Source organism: Bacillus sp. PS237 (assembly GCF_037963345.1).
Classification (GTDB): domain Bacteria; phylum Bacillota; class Bacilli; order Bacillales; family Bacillaceae; genus Bacillus; species Bacillus subtilis.
The window spans coordinates 2,707,873-2,727,897 of sequence record NZ_CP150156.1; the positions used below are offsets into that span (position 1 = coordinate 2,707,873).

At 44.3% G+C, this 20,025-nt stretch carries 20 protein-coding genes; 2 read left to right on the top strand and 18 right to left on the bottom strand.

What is annotated here, in order from left to right:
- Positions 1-16 precede the first annotated feature (16 nt).
- The 8 genes from dtd to comN form a co-directional block, all read right to left on the bottom strand.
- On the bottom strand, positions 17-457 hold the full coding sequence (gene dtd, locus NST22_RS14105) for a D-aminoacyl-tRNA deacylase (protein WP_004398689.1): 441 nt from the start codon (positions 455-457) through the stop codon (positions 17-19).
- 12 nt (positions 458-469) lie between these two features.
- Complete coding sequence (relA, locus tag NST22_RS14110) at positions 470-2,674, bottom strand: GTP diphosphokinase (protein ID WP_003229747.1); 2,205 nt, start codon at positions 2,672-2,674, stop codon at positions 470-472.
- A gap of 167 nt (positions 2,675-2,841) precedes the next feature.
- The gene (locus NST22_RS14115; protein ID WP_003229745.1) at positions 2,842-3,354 is read right to left on the bottom strand and encodes an adenine phosphoribosyltransferase; all 513 of its coding nucleotides are present in this window, start codon (positions 3,352-3,354) and stop codon (positions 2,842-2,844) included.
- 5 nt (positions 3,355-3,359) lie between these two features.
- Entirely contained in the window at positions 3,360-5,720 is a 2,361-nt protein-coding gene (gene recJ / locus NST22_RS14120; protein WP_003246110.1) for a single-stranded-DNA-specific exonuclease RecJ, read from the bottom strand.
- A gap of 66 nt (positions 5,721-5,786) precedes the next feature.
- The gene (locus tag NST22_RS14125) at positions 5,787-6,110 is read right to left on the bottom strand and encodes a lipopolysaccharide assembly LapA domain-containing protein (protein ID WP_003229740.1); all 324 of its coding nucleotides are present in this window, start codon (positions 6,108-6,110) and stop codon (positions 5,787-5,789) included.
- Positions 6,111-6,185: 75 nt separating this feature from the next.
- The gene (locus tag NST22_RS14130) at positions 6,186-6,683 is read right to left on the bottom strand and encodes a cation:proton antiporter regulatory subunit (RefSeq protein WP_003229739.1); all 498 of its coding nucleotides are present in this window, start codon (positions 6,681-6,683) and stop codon (positions 6,186-6,188) included.
- Positions 6,684-6,840: 157 nt separating this feature from the next.
- The gene (gene secDF, locus NST22_RS14135; protein ID WP_003245970.1) at positions 6,841-9,054 is read right to left on the bottom strand and encodes a protein translocase subunit SecDF; all 2,214 of its coding nucleotides are present in this window, start codon (positions 9,052-9,054) and stop codon (positions 6,841-6,843) included.
- A gap of 38 nt (positions 9,055-9,092) precedes the next feature.
- On the bottom strand, positions 9,093-9,389 hold the full coding sequence (gene comN, locus NST22_RS14140) for a post-transcriptional regulator ComN (protein WP_004398498.1): 297 nt from the start codon (positions 9,387-9,389) through the stop codon (positions 9,093-9,095).
- Between the two features lie 115 nt (positions 9,390-9,504).
- Here comN and spoVB point away from each other — a divergent pair, with 115 nt between their 5' ends.
- Positions 9,505-11,061 (top strand): stage V sporulation protein B, encoded by a 1,557-nt coding sequence (gene spoVB, locus NST22_RS14145; protein ID WP_004398529.1) that lies wholly within the window; start codon positions 9,505-9,507, stop codon positions 11,059-11,061.
- Positions 11,062-11,064: 3 nt separating this feature from the next.
- Here spoVB and NST22_RS14150 read toward each other — a convergent pair whose 3' ends face one another.
- A complete protein-coding gene (locus NST22_RS14150; protein ID WP_004398801.1) occupies positions 11,065-11,721 on the bottom strand; it encodes a DUF421 domain-containing protein in 657 nt (218 codons plus the stop codon).
- Positions 11,722-11,918: 197 nt separating this feature from the next.
- On the opposite strand from NST22_RS14150, the gene NST22_RS14155 reads away from it, so the two are divergent.
- Positions 11,919-12,308 (top strand): TIGR04086 family membrane protein, encoded by a 390-nt coding sequence (locus NST22_RS14155; protein ID WP_004398667.1) that lies wholly within the window; start codon positions 11,919-11,921, stop codon positions 12,306-12,308.
- A 56-nt stretch (positions 12,309-12,364) separates the two neighbouring features.
- Here NST22_RS14155 and yajC read toward each other — a convergent pair whose 3' ends face one another.
- The 9 genes from yajC to iolG all read right to left on the bottom strand — a co-directional run bounded on the left by yajC (position 12,365) and on the right by iolG (position 19,813).
- Positions 12,365-12,631, bottom strand: a complete 267-nt coding sequence (gene yajC / locus NST22_RS14160) for a preprotein translocase subunit YajC (protein ID WP_004398708.1) — start codon at positions 12,629-12,631, stop codon at positions 12,365-12,367.
- 36 nt (positions 12,632-12,667) lie between these two features.
- Positions 12,668-13,813, bottom strand: a complete 1,146-nt coding sequence (tgt, locus tag NST22_RS14165; RefSeq protein ID WP_003229725.1) for a tRNA guanosine(34) transglycosylase Tgt — start codon at positions 13,811-13,813, stop codon at positions 12,668-12,670.
- 26 nt (positions 13,814-13,839) lie between these two features.
- On the bottom strand, positions 13,840-14,868 hold the full coding sequence (queA, locus tag NST22_RS14170) for a tRNA preQ1(34) S-adenosylmethionine ribosyltransferase-isomerase QueA (protein WP_003229723.1): 1,029 nt from the start codon (positions 14,866-14,868) through the stop codon (positions 13,840-13,842).
- Positions 14,869-14,897: 29 nt separating this feature from the next.
- Complete coding sequence (locus NST22_RS14175; protein WP_003222669.1) at positions 14,898-15,098, bottom strand: DUF2905 domain-containing protein; 201 nt, start codon at positions 15,096-15,098, stop codon at positions 14,898-14,900.
- On the bottom strand, positions 15,091-16,095 hold the full coding sequence (gene ruvB / locus NST22_RS14180) for a Holliday junction branch migration DNA helicase RuvB (RefSeq protein ID WP_003229718.1): 1,005 nt from the start codon (positions 16,093-16,095) through the stop codon (positions 15,091-15,093). The genes NST22_RS14175 and ruvB overlap by 8 nt, the downstream gene beginning before the upstream one ends.
- A gap of 10 nt (positions 16,096-16,105) precedes the next feature.
- Positions 16,106-16,711: a Holliday junction branch migration protein RuvA gene (gene ruvA, locus NST22_RS14185; RefSeq protein ID WP_003229717.1), complete on the bottom strand. Its 606-nt coding sequence runs from the start codon at positions 16,709-16,711 to the stop codon at positions 16,106-16,108.
- Positions 16,712-16,849: 138 nt separating this feature from the next.
- Positions 16,850-17,362 carry a sporulation cell-cell signaling protein BofC gene (gene bofC / locus NST22_RS14190; protein WP_003229715.1) on the bottom strand — a complete coding sequence of 171 codons (513 nt, stop codon included), beginning with the start codon at positions 17,360-17,362 and terminating at the stop codon, positions 16,850-16,852.
- Positions 17,363-17,409: 47 nt separating this feature from the next.
- On the bottom strand, positions 17,410-18,717 hold the full coding sequence (locus tag NST22_RS14195; RefSeq protein ID WP_003246197.1) for an MFS transporter: 1,308 nt from the start codon (positions 18,715-18,717) through the stop codon (positions 17,410-17,412).
- A gap of 70 nt (positions 18,718-18,787) precedes the next feature.
- Positions 18,788-19,813, bottom strand: a complete 1,026-nt coding sequence (gene iolG, locus NST22_RS14200; RefSeq protein WP_004398990.1) for an inositol 2-dehydrogenase — start codon at positions 19,811-19,813, stop codon at positions 18,788-18,790.
- Positions 19,814-20,025 lie beyond the last annotated feature (212 nt).

The following is a 20,025-nucleotide window of genomic DNA, read 5'->3' on the forward strand; positions in this document are numbered from 1 at the left end:
CTTTTGGCAGCTTTTTTTATTTTGAATCCATAATGAGCGTGACCGGTCCGGAGTTTGTAAGCTGAACATCCATCATTGCTCCAAACGTTCCGGTCTCCACTTTGATTCCTTTTTCACGAAGCAGGTCATTCCATTTTTCATAAAGACCTAAAGCTTTATCAGGTTTGGCCGCGTTCATGTAGTTCGGCCGGCGCCCTTTTTTCGTATCTCCATAAAGCGTAAACTGTGAGACGGATAAAATCTCTCCTCCTATATCTACAAGAGACAGATTCATTTTCCCTTCACTGTCATCGAAAATACGGAGATTGACAACTTTATCGGCTAAATAAGCTGCATCATCTTCTGTATCATCGTGAGTGATGCCGACCAGCACCATAAGGCCTTGTCCAATTTGGCCGACGACCTCTTCGTCCACTGTAACGCTTGCTTCTGTTACTCGCTGAACAACTAATCTCATTTTCTAACCCCTTTAGTTCATGACGCGGCGCACAGAATAGATATCTCTAATCTGTTTAATACGCTCGACGACTTTATGCAAGTGATTGATATTCTGGATAAAAATCGCCATATGGATGGTTGCCACTTTATTGCGATCCGATTTGCCAGAGACAGATGAAATATTGGTTTTCGTTTCATTCACTGCCTGGAGTACCTCGTTCAGCAATCCGCGGCGGTCATACCCAAGAATCTCTATCTCAACATTGTATTCCTTGCGCTTTTGAACTTGTGACTCATGTTCCCACTCTACCGGGATCAGCCGCTCTTGGGCTTCATTCGTTTTGACATTCGGACAGTCTTCGCGATGGACCGAAACCCCTCTGCCTTTTGTGATAAAGCCGACAATATCATCACCTGGCACAGGATTGCAGCATTTTGATAAACGGACAAGGAGGTTGTCAATGCCCTTGACACGAACGCCAGCTTCCCGTTTTCTTCCTTGCGGGTATGGCTTAGGTTCCCCAGTGACTTCCTGAACGATCTTTTCCTGTTCTTCCTGGTCGCGCTGCTTTCTCTCTTTTTCTGTTAGGCGGTTCGCCACCTGCAGAGCTGTGATGCCGTTGTAACCGACCGCCGCGTACATATCCTCTTCATTTGAGAAATTAAATTTGTCAGCAACCTTTTGAATATTCTCCGGCGTTAAAACATCCTTCAATTCAAAATCCAAGTTTTTAATTTCTTTTTCGACCAGCTCACGGCCTTTTTCGACATTTTCTTCACGCCGCTGTTTCTTAAAGAATTGACGGATTTTATGCTTCGCTTGGGATGTTTGGGCAAGCTTCACCCAATCCTGGCTCGGACCGTAGGAATGCTTAGAGGTGAGAATTTCAACGATATCACCTGTCCGAAGCTTATGGTCAAGCGTAACCATTTTTCCGTTTACTTTGGCACCGATTGTTTTATTGCCGATTTCAGAGTGAATCCGGTAAGAAAAGTCAATCGGAACAGAACCGGACGGAAGCTCGATTACATCTCCTTTTGGCGTAAAGACATACACCATGTCAGAGAACAAATCAATTTTGAGCGATTCCATAAATTCTTCTGCATCTGTCGATTCATTTTGAAATTCTAAAATTTCACGGAACCAAGAAAGCTTTTTCTCAAAGGTTGCACCTTCATTGGCTGCTTTCCCTTCTTTATAAGCCCAGTGAGCCGCAACCCCGTATTCCGCTATTTCATGCATTTCAAAGGTGCGGATCTGCACTTCAAGCGGATCGCCTTTAGGCCCAATAACCGTTGTATGAAGCGATTGATACATATTCGGCTTCGGCATTGCGATATAATCTTTGAATCTGCCTGGCATCGGTTTCCAGCATGTGTGAATGATGCCAAGCACCGCGTAGCAGTCCTTTATGCTATTCACAAGAATACGGACAGCCAACAAATCGTAAATTTCATTGAATTGCTTATTTTGCAGCACCATTTTTCGATAAATGCTGTAAATATGTTTCGGGCGTCCCGAGAAGTCAGCCTTGATATTTACTTCTTCGACACGTTTCTTCACTTCATTGACAACCTCATCGACATAAAGCTCTCGTTCTGCACGTTTCTTCTTCATGAGGTTGACAATTCTGTAATATTGCTGAGGGTTCAAATAACGGAGCGCCGTATCTTCCAATTCCCACTTAATTTTTGAAATCCCGAGACGATGCGCCAAAGGAGCAAAAATTTCCAGCGTTTCATTGGAGATTCTCCGCTGTTTTTCCTGAGGCAGATGTTTCAGTGTCCGCATATTGTGAAGACGATCCGCCAGCTTGATCAATATGACCCTGATATCTTGAGCCATAGCGACAAACATTTTGCGATGATTTTCCGCCTGCTGTTCCTCTTGAGATTTATATTTAATTTTGCCGAGTTTCGTTACGCCGTCTACAAGCATTGCCACTTCTTCGGAAAATGCTTCTTTCAGGTCATCGAGCGTCACATCTGTATCTTCCACGACATCGTGCAAAAATCCGCCCGCGATTGTGGAAGGGTCCATTTCAAGATCAACGAGTATCCCCGCAACCTGAATCGGATGAATAATATATGGCTCGCCCGATTTGCGGTATTGCTCGCGATGAGCATCTTCAGCGTACAGATATGCTTTTTCGACAAATGCGATATGCTCATCAGATAGATAGCTGCGTGCTTTATCTATAACTTGCTCGGCAGTCAATACTTGTTCGTTCGCCATGGAATCACCTTTTTTAAAATGTAAACTGTATTGTAGTTTATTATCAAGAAAAAAACGAAAGATGTAAAGAGCAGAAGTTCAAATAGCCAAATATTATATAAAATAAATGCAAAACAATAGGAAAAAAGCACCCTGACATGGAGTGCTTTTTCGTTATGCGGTTATCCTTAGTATTTCATCAATGTTAAGATGTCGTAATCTTCGAGCTTATTTCTGCCGTCAAGGTAAGAAAGCTCGATTAAGAAAGCGATACCAGCAACAACGCCGCCAAGTTCTTCAACAAGTTTGATTGTCGCTTCAATTGTGCCGCCTGTCGCAAGCAGGTCATCTGTAATAAGCACACGCTGACCAGGCTTAATCGCATCTTTGTGGATCGTTAATACGTCTTTTCCGTATTCCAAGCCATAATCCACTTTGATTACTTCACGAGGCAACTTGCCTTCTTTGCGGACCGGCGCAAAACCTACGCCAAGCGCGTAAGCAACGGGACAGCCGATAATAAAGCCGCGCGCTTCAGGGCCAACGACCAAATCAATTTGCTTTTCTTTCGCATATTCAACAATTTGATCTGTGGCATAGCGGTATACATCGCCTTTATCCATCAGTGTCGTAATATCTTTAAATTGCACGCCCTCTTTCGGGTAATCCGGTACAATTGTTACGTATTGTTTTAAATCCATCTGTTTTATGTCCTCCTCGTACTTTCATAAGCCTCTGAATCTTGTTTCATCAGCTTATTCAGCCATTCCTTCAGCTCTTCAGCAGAAGAATAATTCAGCTTTTGATCCAGTTCCATCAGCTGCTGTTTCGCCTGATATGTTTGTGAGTCTGTTAAGTCGCGTTTCTTTGCTCCGCTCACAACAGACAGCACACCATTCTCTATTTTAACAAAACCGAGATCAAAAAACACCTTTGTCATGAAATTGATTGTTTCAACGGACCAGCCTTTATGTTTTGCAAGCTCTGAACCGTGTTTTTTCACGTCAAAAGCGCCTCTTTTCAGCAAGAACGCATAATACCATTTAAAGTGGTCTCTTGCGGGAAAAGTTGATAAAAAGTGGTCCTCATGATTGAGAAAAATAAAATATATCCGCTCGGGCGCCTTTCCTTCCAGCAAACGTGCGAGCATGTCCAGCGAAGGCGGCGGATCCAGTAATACAATATATGCACCATCGAGGTCAAACGCCTTTGCTTGATCTTTAGAACTGATGACGTGCACTTCTCGGCGAAGGTCTTCAGTTTGAAGTAATGTTGTTGAGTCTTCTTTGAAAGAGACAATGGCCCGTTTAGCAGATGGAAGGGCGGAAACTGTGTCTTCCCACGTCCGTTTTCCCCTTAAATCAAACAGCTGCCATTCAGAAACAGCGGCATCCTTTATCATAAGCTGCGGCTTTTTTCGATTGTTCCATTCGTTGATTGACATCTCACCGACAATGGAAATTCTTGAACCCGGTACGATGCCTTCTTGAAGCTCGCCTTTATTAAAACCGACGCAATCAAGCTGGGACGACTCGTTTCTGATCGTCATTTTGACATGAGTTTTATTTGCCCCTATCTTGCGGACATCTTCCAGTACTGCATTTTCTACGAGAACGTGCGGTTTCGGGTTCAGCATGCCAAAAGGAGACAGCATGTTCATTTCTGCGATGCTTTCAACTGTAATGTCTTCGACGCCGCAGACAAGGTCGACTTCCTGTACGGGAATAAAATCCTCTTCCGTAAGCGTATTGTCCGCTATTTCATTCAGCCTGCTTCGCAAATCCGGCACATCTTCGGCTTTCAGCGTCATCCCCGCAGCCATTGGATGGCCGCCGAAATGAGGAAGAATATCTCTGCATTCAGAAAGGCTCTCAAATAAATTAAATCCTCTGATGCTTCGGGCCGAACCTTTAGCGATTCCCTTTTCTTCATCAATACCAAGAACAATGGCCGGTCGGTAGAAACGGTCCACAAGCTTTGAAGCCACAATCCCGACGACTCCCGGGTTCCATCCGGCTTTGGCCACGACAATTGCAGTTTGATCGAGCCCTTGCTGTTCAACCATTTCAATCGCTTCATCCGTCATTTTGCTGACCATTTTTTGGCGCTCTTTGTTCAGCTGGTCAATTTCTGCGGCAAGCTCTTCCGCTTCAAACGAATCCTCTGACATAAGCAAATGAACAGCGGGATCCGCCTGTTCGATTCTTCCGACGGCATTCAGCCTTGGTGCGAGCTGAAATCCGACTGTTTCTTCGTTCGCTTCTCCGATGTCTCCGCCTGACAGCTTAATCAGCTCTTTTAAGCCGAGCCGATTTGTCCGTCGAAGCCTTTCAAGTCCTAGTGTTGCTATTAATCTGTTTTCGTCATGCAGCGGGACTAGATCGGCAATGGTGCCGATAGCCGCCAGGTCAAGCAGTTCATCAGGAAGTTCACCCAATAAAGCGTGGGCAAGCTTAAACGCGACTCCAACCCCGGCAAGCTCTTTAAACGGGTAAGTGCAGCCAGGCTGCTTCGGGTGGACGATCGCACGGACATCCGGAAGCTCCGGTCCCGGTTCATGATGATCGGTAATGATGACATCCAGTCCGAGTTCCTTTGCCACCTTCGCTTCATGCACAGCGGCAATTCCTGTATCAACCGTAATGATCAAAGAGAAGCCCCGTTCTTTAATCGAACGAAACGCCTGTTCATTAGGTCCATATCCTTCTTTAAAACGGTCAGGTATATAAAAATCAACTTGAGCCGACAGTTTTTGCAGCGTGTGAAGCATCACTGACGTACTTGTAACCCCATCGGCGTCATAATCGCCATATATCATAATCTTTTCTTGTTGTGAAATCGCCTGTTTTATTCGATCTGCCGCTTCTTTCATGCCTTTCATTTCAAAAGGATCATAAAAATCGGCATCCTTTGTATGTAAAAACAGCCTAGCGCTTTCTGCCGTATCAAAGCCTCTTTTTACAAGCAGGGACGCAACAAGAGGTGTTATATGCAATTGTTCTGTGAGTGATTTGACCTTATCCTGATCTGGTCGCTGGATTTCCCATCGCATTTTTGACGCTAACATAAATTCACCCCTCAACCACCCTATTATACTAGAGCAGGCTGAGGGGTTTCAAATAATATTCGAAAACTAGTCTTTTTTCTCAATCATGGCTGATGCATCCTGTGTGTCAGTCTGATCAGCAAGATGAGTATCCTCTTGTTTATGTATTGCTGTTCTATTTTCTTTCCGCAAGGTTTTTATTTCCCGCTTCAATTTCATTACCTGAAAAATGCCGACAGAAAATACGATCAGTGCTCCCATTAAAACTGAGCCCAAAATAACAAGAATGAGCGGCCATTCTGATCTTCCAAACAGGTAATCAACTTCTACGGATCGAACATTAATGACTGCGAAAATAGCGACAATTAAGGTGAAAATAAGTGCGAAAATAATGGTCCATTGTTTATTCATTCTCTTTTCCCCCAAACTTCTTATTGAGGTAACTTTCCCAATCAAGACTGGTTTTAAACATGGCTTAACACTAGGTTAAGCTCCCTTTGCTGTTAATTTTTCCCGGATCAGCCTCTTCAGTCCGGTTCCCTCACCGGAAATCACAAGTGTATCGCCTTCGTCAATGACTGTTTCAGAGCTCGGATTCAGTTGTTTATCCTGATTCTTTTTAACAATTGCAATGACCGTCACATGATATTCCTGACCCACATTCAAATCACCAATCGTCTGATGAATGGCAGGCGCTCCCGCCTCTGCTTTACACCACTCTATAATCAAATCATCAAGGGCTGACTCGACCTGTTCTAATGCTTTCGGTTTATATGCCATTCCGCCAAGAATTGCAGACATTTGCCTTGCTTCAGCGTCATCAAACTGCACGGAGGCAACACATTCCTCATGGTCGTTTTCGTCAAAATAGTAAAGCTCTCTCCGTCCGTCATGATGAATGATAATTGAAATTTTATCACGGTTTCTAGTAATCATTTCAACTTTTTGTCCTATGCCCGGCAGCTCTGATTCGCGAACCCTCATATATAAACCCTCCTACATATCTGAAAACCAGCCATAAACACTTTTAACACCATATATATGTTTAAATGTAAGCGTATGTCATTATAGCAAATGTCTATTTTAAGTTCAATGAAACTTCAAAAAACAGGCTGCCCTGCAGAGGACAGCCTGATATTTTTTATTGCGCCGAATCTTTTTTCAGTTCTCTTCCTTTCCATGCAAGCCAAATTTGTGCGGCAATGTATAGAGAAGAATAAACGCCTGTTAACAGCCCGACCAATAAAGCAATTGAGAAGTTAGTAATAGAAGATGCTCCAAAGATCAGCAATGTCACAACAACAATCACAACGGTTAATACAGTGTTAATTGAACGTGTAAAGGTTTGCTGCAGGCTCAGGTTTACAATATGGTTCAGATCGGCAAAGGTTTTCGGCTTACGCTTTTTCATATGCTCGCGGACCCTGTCAAATGTAACGATTGTATCGTTAATGGAATACCCGATTATCGTCAAGATGGCCGCGATGAATGTAACATCTACCTCAAGCCTTGTAATACTGAAGAACGTGACGATAAAGAATGCGTCATATAGCAATGAGGCGATGGCAGCAATCGCCATTTTGTATTCGAATCGGATTGAAACGTAAATAATGATGCCAATAGAAGCTATAGCAACTGCGTACAGCGCATTTCTCGCCAGCTCCTTACCGACTGTCGGTGAAACTGTGCTGACATTTGGATCAGATCCGTATTTGTCTTTAAAATACGTTTTTACTTTTGCAATGGTTTCTTTATCTGGCACCCCGACAAAACGGGCAACACCGATATTGCTCTTTTCGCCTGACAGAACTACAGTATCAGGGTCCATACCCAGAGATTCAAAATCCTTCTCAACTTGCTCTGTCGTCAGCTTATGGTCGCTTTGCACTTCAATCCGTGCACCGCTTGCAAAGTCAATGCCAAGATTCAGCCTGAACACAAGCAGGATAATAATCCCGGCAACCGTGACCGCACTGGAGAAAATAAAGAAGTATTTGCGTTTGCTCGTGAAATCCCATTTTTGGAATGGCGTATGCGGCTCTGTATTTTCATCCGTATCCTGAATATCCATGATATGTTTCTTATTGACACCAAACCAGCCTTTTTTCCGATCAAGCCATCTGCTTTCCACAAGGAGAGCGAGGAGAAATCTCGATAAGAAAACGGCAGTGATAAAGCTTGTCAAAATCGATAGGATCAGCATTGTCGCAAACCCTTTAACAGAGCTTGTCCCAAAGATAAAGAGCACAACCGCTGCAATAATGGTTGTAATATTCGCGTCAAAAATCGTCGCAAATGACCGTCTGTTTCCTGAACGGAAGGCAGAGCGGACTGACTTTCCTAGCTTGAGCTCTTCTTTAATCCGCTCATAGGTAATAATGTTGGCGTCAACAGCCATCCCGACACCTAAAATGAGAGCGGCAATTCCCGGAAGCGTGAGTACGGCATTCATCCAGTCAAAGATCTGGAGTGTAATGTAGATATAAACAGACAGCGTAATCACCGCGATTAATCCCGGCAGACGGTAATAGAAAAGCATAAATAAGAAAATAATTGCGATACCGACAATACCGGCAAACACCGTATCATGGAGAGCCTGCTGGCCGAATTGCGCGCCTACTGATGTCGAATACTTTTCAGTCAGTTTCACAGGAAGTGCGCCTGCGTTTAAAATGCTGGCTAAATCTTTCGCTTCTTGAGCTGTGAAATGACCTTCAATTTTTACATCAGTTGTATTTAGTTCCTGACTTACATTTGGAGCGGATACAAATTTAGGATGCTCTTTTTGAACTTCTTTCTTAAAGGAATCACCTTTATCATAATCCAACCAAATGACAAGCTGGTTGTTTGGCGCCATTTTCATGACCTTCTTGGTCACTTCACCAAATTTATCAGCGTCTTTCAGCTTAATCGTGACAATTGGCTCATTTGTTGTGCTATCATAAGTTTGTTTAGCGCCGTTTTCGACTAGATCAGCACCGTTTAACAGTTCCTTATCATTTGCATCTCTGAAAGAAAGCTGCGCTTCAGTCGCCAAAATTTCACGCGCTCTGTTTTGGTTTGTCACGCCAGCGAGCTGAACGCGAATCCGGTTATTCCCTTCAATTTGGATGTTCGGTTCGCTGACACCGAGAACATTGGCCCGGCGGTTCAGTGCCTCTACTGTGCTGACCAGAACGTCTTTTGTGATTTTGTCACCTTTTTTTACAGGCTGTACATCATACAGCACCTCAAATCCGCCTTGCAAATCCAATCCTAACGTAATATTGTTAGCGGCAGGCTTCGTAAAGTAGCCCAAGCCCGTGCCGATCAATAGAACGAAAAGGAAAAACGCAATCAAGCGTCCTTTTTTCATTATGTATATCCTCCCTTAAACCTGTGCGAATCAACCTGCTATCTCAGCAGTTCTTCCAATGCTTCCTGGCCCTCTTCACTGCCCAGCCAATTAGACGTTTTAAATGACTCAACGGTTGCATAGTTCATAAATTCGCCAATTTTCACTGATAAAATATCACTCGCCAGTTCATAAATGCTCAGTTCCGTTTTCTTTTTCCACTTCTTATCTGTTAAGTATGACCACAAACTTTCGAGTTCAACATCATCATACCCGAGAATCTTAAACTCTTCCAGTTTGCTGTAAAGAAACGGCCTGACGTGGTCTTTATATAGATCGGCTGGATGCTTCTCCACGAATTCCACGCTCCTTTTTTATTGTTTTTCAAGAAGACTTGTCATGCTTGGACGACATATACGCATATCTTTATTGTATATGATTCCAGGTAGTTTGAGAAGGCAGGGGGTAAAAATGGCGAAACAGACGTTTTTAAAGGGCACTCTTATCCTTATCGCAGCAGGAATGGTTACAAGAATGCTCGGGTTTGTCAACCGGGTGGTTATCGCCCGTTTTATCGGTGAAGAAGGAGTCGGGCTTTACATGATGGCAGCGCCTACTTTCTTCTTGGCCACTACATTAACTCAATTCGGTCTGCCGGTCGCGATCAGCAAGCTAGTCGCTGAAGCCAGTGCGCGCGGAGATCATCAAAAAACGAAAAATATTTTAGTCATGTCTCTGACCATTACGGGAGTGCTCAGCCTCATCTTTACACCGCTGTTTCTGTTTTTCGCCCCTGTTATGGCTGAAACGATGCTGACAGATAAGCGAACACTGTATCCGCTCTTGGCCATTACGCCTGTTGTGCCGATTATTGCTATATCGAGTGTGCTGAGGGGATACTTTCAAGGAAAACAGAATATGAACCCGCTTGCTATGTCACAAGTCCTTGAACAGGTTGTCCGCATTTCACTCGTGGCTGTCTGCACAACGATTTTTCTCCCTTACGGAATTGAATATGCTGCAGCGGGGGCAATGCTATCCTCAGTGGCAGGGGAGCTGGCATCACTTCTTTATTTATTCGTTTGCTTTAAGTATAAAAAGACAATTAAAATCAGAAAGCATTTTTTACAGTCAATTAAAAACGGAAAACAAACCTTTACCCAATTAATGAGCGTGTCCCTTCCAACAACCGGGAGCCGCTTTATCGGAAACCTCTCTTGGTTTTTCGAGCCAATCGTCGTCGCTCAAAGCCTTGCCATCGCCGGTGTGGCAACAGTTGCCGCAACAAAGCAATACGGGGAACTAACCGGCTTTGCCATGACGCTGCTGACTCTGCCCAGCTTTATTACATATTCTTTGTCGACCGCGCTTGTTCCTGCGATCAGTGAAGGAATGGAGCAGAAAAAATTGCAGGTGGTGGAATACCGCTTAGAACAGGCGATGCGTCTCTGTCTGCTCAGCGGAGGCATTTCAGTTGTTATTTTATTTGTATTTGCGGATGAGCTGATGAGAGTGATGTACGGTTCCTCAGGCGCAGCTGTATTTATAAAAGTGATGGCCCCGTTTTTTCTGCTTTATTATTTCCAAGGCCCGCTTCAAGCTGTGCTGCAGGCGCTTAATTTGGCAGGAGCTGCGATGATGAACAGCTTAATCGGAGCGCTTGTCAAAACAGGCCTTATTTTTGTCCTTGCCACAAGGCCTTCTCTTGGCATTATGGGCGCGGCATTAGCCATTGTGACAGGCATGGTGCTCGTCACGCTATTGCACGCAGCAACCGTAAGCAAAGTGCTGCCGATCAGCATCAAAATCAAGGAGTACGCGCTCAGCTTCGCTGTTATTGTAATTTGCGGATTCATCAGCTCCGCCATCAAACAATATATAAGCTTTGGAGCATCTGAGGCTGTCAATCTAGCCGGATGGATTGCGGCGAGCGCCGCCATTTATATGATCCTCCTGCTCGTTTTCCGTTTAATTAAAAAAGATGAGCTTCGCCGCATTCCCATTATCGGACGGTTGATCATCCGATAATGGTCACGTGCGGTGCCCATCTTTTTCATCAATATATATTTCTCCGTCTGTAAACGAGCAAAATGAAATATCTGAAGGGTTTGTGTATCCGTGTTTTTGCAAACTTTCAAGCAGCCATTTTCTATCTTTACTGATTCTGGACAGGTTTTCTGTTTGAATGAAGCCGTCTATAATGAGCGGCATTTCGAGCTGCCGATGCTCTCCGCTGTTTTCTTTCTTAACAATAGTCAGTTTGCCCGACGGCTCTAAAATAGCAAATGATACGTCAGCTACTCTGTCGATGCTATTTTCTCTGAGCTGAACCATTAAATCATCAAAATTATAACGCTGTGATTTCATGGCTTCTTCGTCAATTTTTCCATATTTGATAATTATGGTCGGCTTACCGTCAAGAAGCTGGCGGACTTTTCGGTTTTTTAAAGAAAAGTATGCCAAAGTCACTTGAATGATCATTAATACAAGCATTGGCAAAATGGTATGAAATAGATGATCGTCTACGTTTTCTATGGCTAAAACGGCAATTTCAGCCATCATGATAAAGACAACGAGATCTAAAATACTAAGCTCTCCGATCTCCCGTTTGCCCATGAAACGAAAAATGACCAATATCACAAAATACAATACGACTGTGCGAAACGCAATAGTGAGAAGCTCTTCCATTATGCACCTCCAACTCATTATAGGTTGCAACAAAATGATCAATTTATGTAAGAAAAACCGATTGCATTTCACAAAGCTTTTACGTCTAATTCATGGGATAAGGGAATACATTTTTACAAAGACGAGCCATCAGCATGTCTGACGGTTTTGAACAAAAAGAACAGAAGCCTTTTAATACAGGCAGAGAGGAGACAATCATGGAGGAAACGAAACAAGTTGGAAAAGGCATTCTTTACGGCTTAATCGCCATATTTTCAGCCATGCTCCTGACAAGTTTAGCGGTTTCACTTTTATTGACCGCAACCTCGCTGGAAGAATCATCATTTAACTGGCTGATCACCGCTATCTCATTTCTCTCTTTATTTATCGGCGGGTTCATTTCAGGCGGGAAAGGCAAGGAAAGAGGCTGGATGATTGGCGCATTGACCGCCTTAAGTTTTTCTCTGATTATCTTATTGTTTCAGTATTTAGGATTCGGAAAGACATTTACAGCAGAACAGCTGATCTTCCATCTGGGATTTTTAGGGGTGTGCATGCTGGGCGGGATTTTCGGCGTGAACATGAGGGGAAACAGGTCTTCCACATAAAAAAGAGCGGGCTCACTTGCCCGCTCTTTTTTGTTTGCTATGTATAGCTCCTGCTGTTATTCAGCAGCAGAAACTTCTCTGATCGCGCGGCGGTCGAACGTAAGACGTGTGTTATCACCAGTCTTAATTACGACTTTGCTTTCGTCGATAGAGTCAACAGTACCGTGCAATCCCCCGATTGTCACTACTGAATCGCCTTTTTTCAGTTCCTCTTGCATTTGGCGTACAGCCTTTTGCTGCTTTTGCTGAGGACGAATCAGCAAGAAGTAAAGGACCGCAAACATTAAAATAATAGGAACCAATGTACCTAAAGTGCCAGTCATCATTTTCACCCCTTTCTGTAAGCCTGTTATGTTTATTTAGAAGCTTTTCGCATTTGGCTTGTTATAGCCGTAACGCTCAAAGAACTCTTCTCTGAAATCACCCAGACGATCCTCGCGAATAGCCTGTCTTACCTGCTCCATTAAGTGTAACAGAAAATGAAGGTTATGGTAAGTTGTTAATCGAAGGCCGAATGTTTCATTGCAGCGAATCAAGTGCCTAATGTACGCGCGAGTGTAGTTTTTACATGTATAGCAATCACACTCTTCATCAATCGGACGGAAGTCTCTTTCAAATTTCGCATTTTTCATATTGAGTCGTCCTTCAGCAGTAAACACTGTGCCGTTTCTTGCAATCCGTGTAGGCAGCACACAGTCAAACATATCGACCCCGCGGATCGCTCCGTCGATCAGTGCGTCCGGAGAACCTACTCCCATCAGATATCTCGGTTTATCCTTCGGCAAGAGCGGTGTTGTGAATTCGAGTACACGGTTCATGACATCCTTCGGTTCACCTACAGACAATCCGCCTATAGCATATCCCGGAAAATCAAGCGAAATCAAGTCCTTCGCACTTTGTGTCCGCAGATCTTCATATTCTCCGCCTTGTACAATACCAAACAGCCCTTGTTCATCCTGACGATTGTGGGCATTCAGGCAGCGTTCCGCCCAGCGGCTTGTCCGTTCAACTGACCTCTTCATGTAGTCGTACTCCGCCGGGTATGGCGGGCATTCGTCAAACGCCATCATAATATCAGAGCCGAGTGCGTTTTGGATCTCCATCGCTTTTTCCGGAGATAAAAACAGCTTGTCTCCATTTAGATGATTGCGGAAATGGACACCCTCTTCCTCTATATTACGAAACTTGCTTAAAGAAAAGACCTGAAAACCGCCTGAATCTGTTAAAATTGCGCGGTCCCAGTTCATAAATTTATGGAGCCCGCCCGCTTCTTTGACAATGTCTTGGCCCGGACGAAGCCATAGATGATAAGTGTTGCTCAAAATGATGCCTGCATCCATTGCTTTCAGCTCTTCAGGCGACATTGTTTTGACTGTCGCCAGTGTGCCGACCGGCATAAAAACCGGCGTTTCGAAGGAGCCGTGAGGCGTATGCACTTTGCCCAGCCGCGCTCCTGTTTGTTTGCATTCTTTTATAAATTCATAGCGTATTGGTTGTTCAGCCACTTTTGATGAGGCCTCCTGTTCTCAAATTATATAATCAGCATCGCGTCTCCGAAGCTGAAGAAACGGTATTCCTCTTCCACTGCATGGTTATAGGCACGCAGAATGTTTTCTCTTCCAGCAAGCGCGCTGACCAGCATAATCAATGACGATTTCGGCAAATGGAAGTTTGTAATCATTCCGTCAATGGCTTTAAATTCATAGCCCGGATAAATAAAAATAGATGTCCAGCCGCTTGATGCTTTAAATTGCCCGTCATGTTCTCCGGCAATCGTCTCAAGCGTGCGTGTCGAGGTCGTGCCGACAGAAATGATCCGACCGCCATTTTCTCTTACTTTGTTTAAGGCTGCAGCCGTTTCTTCTGACATTTGATAAAACTCTGCATGCATATTATGCTCTTCCACTTCATCGGCACTCACAGGGCGAAACGTTCCAAGGCCTACGTGCAGTGTGATGAACTCAATTTGCACGCCTTTGTCTTTCAGCTGCTGTAAGATTTCTTCCGTGAAGTGAAGGCCAGCTGTAGGCGCAGCAGCAGAGCCAATTTCTTTTGAATACACTGTCTGGTAGCGCTCTTTGTCATCAAGCTGTTCTTTGATATATGGAGGGAGCGGCATCTCTCCAAGGGATTCAAGCACCTCGTAGAAAATACCGTCATATTGAAATTCCATCTTTCTGCCGCCGTGCTCAAGCTCTTCCGTGCAGATTGCCTTCAATCTTCCGTCTCCAAATGTGACAACAGTTCCTTTTTTCACCCGTTTCGCCGGTTTGGCAAGTGTTTCCCATTTATCACCGGTTTCCTGTTTCAACAAAAGAAGTTCCACTTTCGCGCCGGTATCCTCTTTTGTGCCGAATAACCGCGCAGGCAGTACCCGGGTATTGTTCAGGACTAGACAATCGCCTTCGTTAAAGAAGCTGATAATGTGTTTAAACGAGCTGTCAGTAAGCTCTCCTGTATGTTTATCGAGCACCATCAGCCTTGAAGCATCACGCTGCTCCAACGGTACTTGTGCAATTAAACGTTCTGGTAGTTCAAAATCAAATAAATCGACTTTCATGATGATTTCACCTTTATTCTAGTCTTTTGTTATTTCATTCTGCCAAAAAGATTAAGCAAAATTGATAATACCACACTTATAATAATACAAGTGACAACCGGGAAGAAAAACGTAACATTTCCTTTTTTTACAAAAATATCTCCCGGCATCTTGCCGACAAAATGCAAAACTGCTCCGATAATAAGCAAAACAGCACCAAGAATCATAATGATCTTAGGAAATTCAGTCATATCGGGGAGCCTCCATTTGGAAATGATGATAAACGGCCGGTGTCACGATCCTTCCACGCGGCGTTCTTTGTATAAATCCAATTTGCAGCAGATATGGTTCATATACGTCTTCAATCGTATGCGATTCCTCGCCGATGGTAGCTGAAATCGTATCAAGGCCTACTGGGCCGCCGTTGAATTTTTCGATCATGCCCATCAGCAGCTTATGATCAATATGATCCAAACCGAGGCGGTCAACCTGAAGCCGCTCCAGCGCATTCTGAGAAATGTCTTCCGTAATCCTGCTGTCACCCAGCACTTGGGCGAAATCGCGCACCCTTCTCAGCAGGCGGTTCGCCACGCGGGGCGTCCCTCTCGATCTTCTTGCAATTTCAAGAGCCGACGGTTTATCAATCTCAACCTCGAATACATCAGCGGTTCTTGTGACAATATCCGCCAGTTCTTCTTGTGTATAGTACTCAAGGCGAGACATTACGCCGAATCTGTCTCTTAAAGGAGCCGTCAAAAGCCCCACCCTCGTCGTGGCTCCCACCAGCGTAAAAGGCGGAAGGTCGAGGCGAACCGAGCGGGCAGATGGGCCTTTGCCAATCACAATGTCCAGGCAAAAGTCTTCCATTGCAGGATAAAGCACCTCTTCGATCGATCTGTGCAGCCTATGTATTTCATCAATAAATAATACATCTCCCGGTTCCAGCGCCGTTAATATAGCAGCCAAATCACCAGGCCTTTCAATCGCAGGCCCTGATGTCGTCCGCAATTCCACTCCCATTTCATTAGCAACAATCGAAGCAAGCGTTGTTTTTCCGAGTCCGGGCGGCCCGTACAGAAGAACATGATCCAGCGTCTCCTGTCTCATTTTCGCCGCATCTATAAACACGCGCAAATTTTCTTTTACCTTATGCTGCCCGATATACTGTGCCAGATTTTGCGGCCTCAGGCTTTGCTCTATCACTGATTCATGGTTGTCTGCTTCACTTGAGACGAGCCGTTCATCCATGAACATCACCTTACTTTAATAGTTTTTGTAATGCTTTTTTCACATATTGGTCTGTTGTCAGCCCAATTTCTTCTTTAAGGTGAGGAAGCACCTTTTTGATTTCTTTTTCAGCATATCCGAGAACCCTGAGGGCTTCAAGTGCTTCTTCAAGAGCCGTTTCCGCTGTTTGCTTTTCAAGCCTTTCTTCATGATTAAACAGATTTTCAATCATTTCAGGCACAACATCTGCCAGCTTTCCTTTTAAATCTAGAATAATCTGGCGTGCGGTTTTCTTTCCTACTCCAGGAAACTTGACCAAAAAAGCTTCATCTTCATTTTCAATTGCTTGGATGACCGCTCCGGGATCACCCGAGCCCAAGATGGCAAGTGCTCCTTTCGGGCCAATTCCGGTCACGTTTAACAGCTTTGTAAAGAGCGCCTTCTCCTCTCTTGTTGAAAAACCATAAAGCGAAAAAGCATCCTCTCTGATATGATGGTATGTAAAAATCGTTTCTTGGCTTCTCTCCTTATATATAAACGGATTCGGCGTGAAAATCTGATAGCCGATGCCGCCGTTCTCTATGACAATATATTGGGGAGATACATAATCAATCGTCCCTTTAACAAATTCAATCACGCAAATTCACCTCTTTGACTGTTCTTCATTGTACCATAAAAACAGCCAAAGTCTTATAGAAAAGTTAACATATGTTCGCTTCTCTCTCATTCTTTCACGAAAAAAAAGACATGAATACATGTCTTCAATCAGCGGACGCTACCCGCTGTATGTCTTCATATGTTCGATGACATCCTCAAACTCCGCTTTTGTCCGAAATGGAATGCCTTTCAGCAGATTTTTTTGCATATGGCTTTCCAGCCTTTCTAAATCAATTTGAAAAAAAGACTGAATTGGTTCGGAAGCTGGCTCAGGCCGCCCATGAAAAGTGGAAATCACTCCATTATCCGATACACCGATATACCCGTTGACCTTGCTGAGCGGAGAAATATCGTCCATTTGCTTCCGGAAGAGCACATATCCCTTTTTTTGTTCCACTAGCGTCCATCCGGCATAAGCTGCCCAAAAATCATCCATAGAAAACACTTTTTCATGCTTATGCTCAATGCTGACATCGCCGTCCAAATACACCTTTTCAAGCTGCACATGCACCTGCAGCGGCTCATAGTGCTCCACTTCCGCGCCAAGTGCGCGGGAAGGAGCTCCTATTAAAAATACTGCCGCTGAGCAAAGAATGCCCAGCAAAAGATACGCCGTGCTGAATCGTTTCACCCTCTACACCTCTTTGCACACGTTTATGATTAGTTTGACCAAAGAGGCTACTGCTTAACCGTTTTATCAAAATTTGTCTGCACATTTTCCCTGACAAACCGTTCCTCCGTATACACATCTGTGCTTTGCTCAGAAATTGTCAAGAATCGCGTCAGAAAGGCACTGAAAAAATACAATGCCGCAAAGATCCAAATCACGCCACCTGCACCGAGCGGCCCAATGAAAAGACTCACGATGCCCGGCGCGATAAACGCACATAAACCAGATCCCAAATTCAACACTGACATGGCAGCACCTTTATTATCAGGTGCAAGCGTCGGCAAAAGCGCGCTTAATGGGACGTACCCTGCTAAAGCCGCGCCGTAGCAGCAGGCGATAATCATGAGCACCCAATACTGATGCCCGATCAGCTGAGGCGTGTAATACAGCGCCAGCGTAAAAATACCGCATCCGACACCGCCAAACCACATGACCGTATTGCGCCAGCCTAGTTTATCTCCGACTGCACCGAAAATGATATTAAACACAATATTCACAAAAAACAGCGTCCCCCATATTTGCAGCCATTCCGAAACCGAATACCCGTATCGTGCTAAATAAGTAGGAAGAAAGATGGCAAATCCAAATTGTCCTATCGCATTAATCGTCTTGACCACTCCGCCGATGCCTACCTTAGGGTTTTCAAACATAATCGTAAATGCCTTCGACAGTTCTTTCCATTTCGGCTGATCTTGTTTTTGTATCGGAGTAAATTTATCTTTGTTAAAAAATAAGGCAAGAATTCCGCCTGCCGCCACAAACAGTAAAGCGCTCCAAAGCGTATTGATTTCTCCAAAGGCCGGAACTGCATAGCTGGAATAGAACGGACCGAGCACGTTAAGGCCGCACGTAAACATAAACCAAAACCAGCCGACGGCTTTTCCAAGAATATTTTGAGAGGTGCTGTATGACACCCATACGAGAAAAGAGTATGCAAACAGCGGATATCCCAAGCCTCTAAGAGCATAGCTGCCCAAGAGAGCCGGATAATACATATGAGGAATCGCCCAGCCGATAAAAGCGGCCGAACCGAGGATAAATGCAAGCAATCCGACAGTCATCGTTTTTCTCGGCCCCCAAGTTTGGACAAACGTTCCTGAAAGCCAAGCTGAGATGGTGACAGCAATGCCGTACATGGTAAATAACGATGCGGATTGCTGCATACTGAGACCATGATCAACGAGAAAAGGAGACAGCCAGCCTTGTTCGAGGCCGTCTCCAACCATAAAGATGACAACGCCAATATAACCCCAAACCATGTGAGAAGGAATTCCGATTTTGTTCAAAACATTTCCTTTAGCATGTACTGTATTCATTTTCTCCACCGCCTACTTAAAGTATCAATGGAGTATATACCCAAGCTTGCTGAATTGTAATCCTGTTAGATTAAAAAGCGATTTTTTCAGTGTGCTCAATGCTAACAGGCATGCCAAAAGCAAGCGATTGCTGTGCTGCTCTGGCGATCCTCCCGGCCTGTAAACCGTCATTGCCGGTGCAGGGAGTCTCCTGGTTTGTGCCGATCGCTTCTGCAAAACGGAGAATCTCCTCCTCATATGAATCCTTATAGCGTTCAAGGAAAAAGAAATGCGGTTTATCCTTCATCACAAAATCAGCTGTTGACACCTCAACCGTTGTCGGCCTGCTATTGTCAGCCGCTGCAGAGCCTTTCGTCCCGAAAACCTCAACCCGCTGGTCATATCCGTACACAGCTTGGCGGCTGTTATCAATCACAGCCATGGCACCGTTTTCAAAAGTCAGTGTAATAACAGCTGTATCAATATCACCCAGCTCCGCAAAAGAAGGATTCACCAAAGCCGCCCCTTTGGCATACACTTCCGTCACTTCGCTTCCCATAATATATCTGGCCATATCAAAATCATGGATCGACATATCCATAAACAATCCGCCTGACGTACGGACATAATCTATATTCGGGGGTTCTGGGTCCCGGGACGTGATTTTTAATAAATGAGGTGTACCGATTTCACCATTTTCAACAATCGTTTTGATTTTCTTAAAATGAGGATCAAAGCGGCGGTTAAATCCGACTTGAAGTGTTACCCCGTGTTTCCGGACAGCCGCAAGCGCTTCACTCGTTTCGTCCAGAGAGAAACTAACGGGCTTCTCACAAAATATATGCTTTTTCGCCTCGGCTGCTTCTTTGATCATCTGTGCATGTACGGCTGTAGGAGAGCAAATAAAAATAGCATCAATATCAGGATCATGTAATAAATCACGATAATCAGAGGTTATGTATTCAATCTGATGACTGTCGGCCCAGCTTTTTATACGGCTCGCCTGAATGTCAGAGATTGCTTTTATTTTCATGTGAGGAATCCGGCTTATATTTTGAACATGAAGTTTGCCGATGCGGCCTGCACCGATAATCCCTGTCACAATCTGTTTTGTCATGGCTTCTTCCCCCTTGATCATTCACGAAAGCGCTTTATTTAAAATTAATACTATCCCATTTGTAAGCGCTTTTCAAGAATGGAAATTAAACGTTCTATGTCTCTTTTATCACAATTCATGCTTATAAGTAGCCTTCTTCTTCAAGACCAGATACACTAGAATTAGGCTCTTTTTCCTGAACAGTTTATGATTTTCCTATAAACAGCTGCATA